Origin of the sequence: Hydrocoleum sp. CS-953, assembly GCF_002260545.1 — a bacterium.
In the GTDB taxonomy this organism is placed as follows: domain Bacteria; phylum Cyanobacteriota; class Cyanobacteriia; order Cyanobacteriales; family Microcoleaceae; genus Trichodesmium.
The window spans coordinates 1-2,663 of sequence record NZ_LGSU01000295.1; the positions used below are offsets into that span (position 1 = coordinate 1).

The window sequence follows — 2,663 nt, forward strand, 5'->3', positions numbered from 1 at the left end:
CCCCACTCCCTACTCCCTACTCCCTACTCCCTACTCCCTACTCCCTACTCCCTACTAAAGAATTATTGGCTCAAAGGTTGGTCTACTGAGCTTCAAAGATGGTATAAGTAAATTCAATAATTTATCTACCACCTGCTTCCAAGTAAAATTTTGGACTACCCATTGAGGGCCTGCTTGACGGGCCTGTTCCCTAAATAAATTTTTTTCAATTATTGTTTGCATTAACTCAATTAGATGGTCTTGTTCTGGCAGAACAAACCAAAGATTTTCCCCATCTTTAGTATGATTACTCTGGAGCTTACTATCAATTGCTAAGGCAAAGTCGGGGTGAGTAAAATCATCGGTGGGGCCACCTCTTGTACATATTACTGGTAAACCGCAGGCCGCTGCTTCCAAGACTGGCAAATTAAATCCTTCCGCTAAATAAGGAGATACATAAGCATCGGCAATTTGATAAAGTTGGGCTAGCTCCAGAAAGGAAAGAGTTTGACCAAAATAAATAATTCTAGATTCTATTCTTTCCATCTCTCTATCAGTAAGTGCAACTTGCCCAGCTTTAGCAATAGAATCTTTAGAAGGAAAAATAGCATCCCTACCTTTAAGGATGAGTTTAGTATCTGGATAACGCTCAACAATAGTAGCAAATGCTTTGAGTAAACGCCCCACCCCTTGACTACTATTGCACATTAACCCAACGTTGAGAAAAACAAAACAGTTATCAATGCCCAATTTTTGGCGCAGGGTATTTCTCTCATCTATTGGTAAAGGATGATAAATATTTGGGTTAACACCGAGAGGTACAACCGCGACCCGACTTTCCTCAGCACCACTGCGAATAAACCCCTCTTTTGACCAGTGGGAGGGAGTAATAATAATCGTATCTGATTGAGAATGAGCTTCTGCAAAGGAGTTTACACCCATTCCTTGAATAATAGATTTGGTAACGATACCCCACTCTGTACAACCAAAAATTGCTGTGCGCTTGGTTTTTGAGGATTTGAGATTAAAGGGAGCATACATCCGCAATGTGGCATCTGCTGGTTGTTGTGGTGCTGGGTTGGGAATGTTGCGTAATGCTATTTCTGCATTTTGGGGCAATAAACCTGTGACAGGTTGCCAACTTTTGCTAATGTAAGGCATATCCTGGTGGTAAATTTGCAGTTGGGGTCGCTTGAGCATTTCTAGTAGTTGGAATTGATTGACGATCGCGTAAGAGTGGGGTAAAAAACGCCAACCTTCAATAATTATATGCAATGGGTTATGACTCCTAAATCTTTCGGTGTTTTGGTAATTAGCTAAGAAAAATTATGGTACAAACAGAGCTAAAGTAAGTAATATTATGTTCGGTAGCATCCGTATTATATATTAGACATCTCCAGAAAAAAGGGAATAGGGAACAGGAAGAAAGAATAGATAATTTTTGGATGAGAATTGATTTGATTTTTAATTTTTGGAGAATTCTATTAGACATCTCCGAACAAGATTCTAGACTTTTTGCGCATAATAGGAAACAGGGAAATATTATTACTGCAAAGGTACGAAAAATGATTTTTTTTGAGTTACTTCTAGTTCTCCTGTTTCTATTAAAAAAAGAGCAAGTTTATTTTCTGAAGATATCTATTGTCAGATATAAAGAAGGAAGAATAAACAAGGTTTGAAACAAGGAAAAGCTTAAGTATTATACCATTTTCACAAAAGGCAGTTACATCTTAATTTTTGATTTATTTCTACAATAAAAAAATATAAATCCCATAAATTATGGAAATCCAACCTTTTTANGTATTATACCATTTTCACAAAAGGCAGTTACATCTTAATTTTTGATTTATTTCTACAATAAAAAAATATAAATCCCATAAATTATGGAAATCCAACCTTTTTCAATCTTTAATATTTATGTTTTTCTTCCCCCTGTTCCCTGTTCCCTGTTCCCTGTTCCCTGTGTCGTGACTGTAGCAATATTTTATGAAATTGGTATTAGTAGATATTTCCCAACAGTTTATAGGCTTCGATACCAGAGGACATGATTTAACGAAATTAGAAGTCAGAACTCAGAAGTTGTTTTTTTCATGGGGATAGGTGAGCAACCCTCCAAAAATATTTCACTTTAAAAGGCGAGTTTTTACAGCCAATTATTTTGATAAATTTTACTATACTTTTAGCTGTGCTACCTTCTTTTAAAAGTTAGTTAACTTCATTTATAACCAAACAATAAGATATTAAGCCTCTTCTTTTAAGGGGATGAAAAAAACAAACTTAAGTCTTTCAAGTCTTTGGCTTTCCTAGGTCATGCTGCACAAACAGGTAGAGGTACTGATAAATGTTAACTGATAACTGATAACTGAAATGACCAGCTTAGTAATAGCTGAAATTGTTGATATTTTTATTCTTTGGTCTTCCCACTCAATACAAGAGGTAATAAAATCGTAATTACACTGTAGACAATTTTTATCGCTATTAGTTTCAGAATAATGTTAATATAATTAATAATCATGCAATAAAAATTCTATTTTATTTGTCATTTTTTTTCTGGGTGCAGGTGCTAGATTTAGATAGTGTACTTTATTGCTTAACTTTATCATAAGTTATCTCCAACCTGGTGTTAATTTAGGTTGGTTATGCTTCAAGTAAATCTAGATATATTTATGAGAAGTCATTTAGGA

At 35.1% G+C, this 2,663-nt stretch carries 1 protein-coding gene; it reads right to left on the reverse strand.

Translation table 11 applies throughout. From position 1 onward, the window contains the following. Window positions 1-54: 54 nt before the first annotated feature. Window positions 55-1,254: a glycosyltransferase gene (locus tag AFK68_RS02670; protein ID WP_094671416.1), complete on the reverse strand. Its 1,200-nt coding sequence runs from the start codon at window positions 1,252-1,254 to the stop codon at window positions 55-57. Window positions 1,255-2,663: the final 1,409 nt, after the last annotated feature.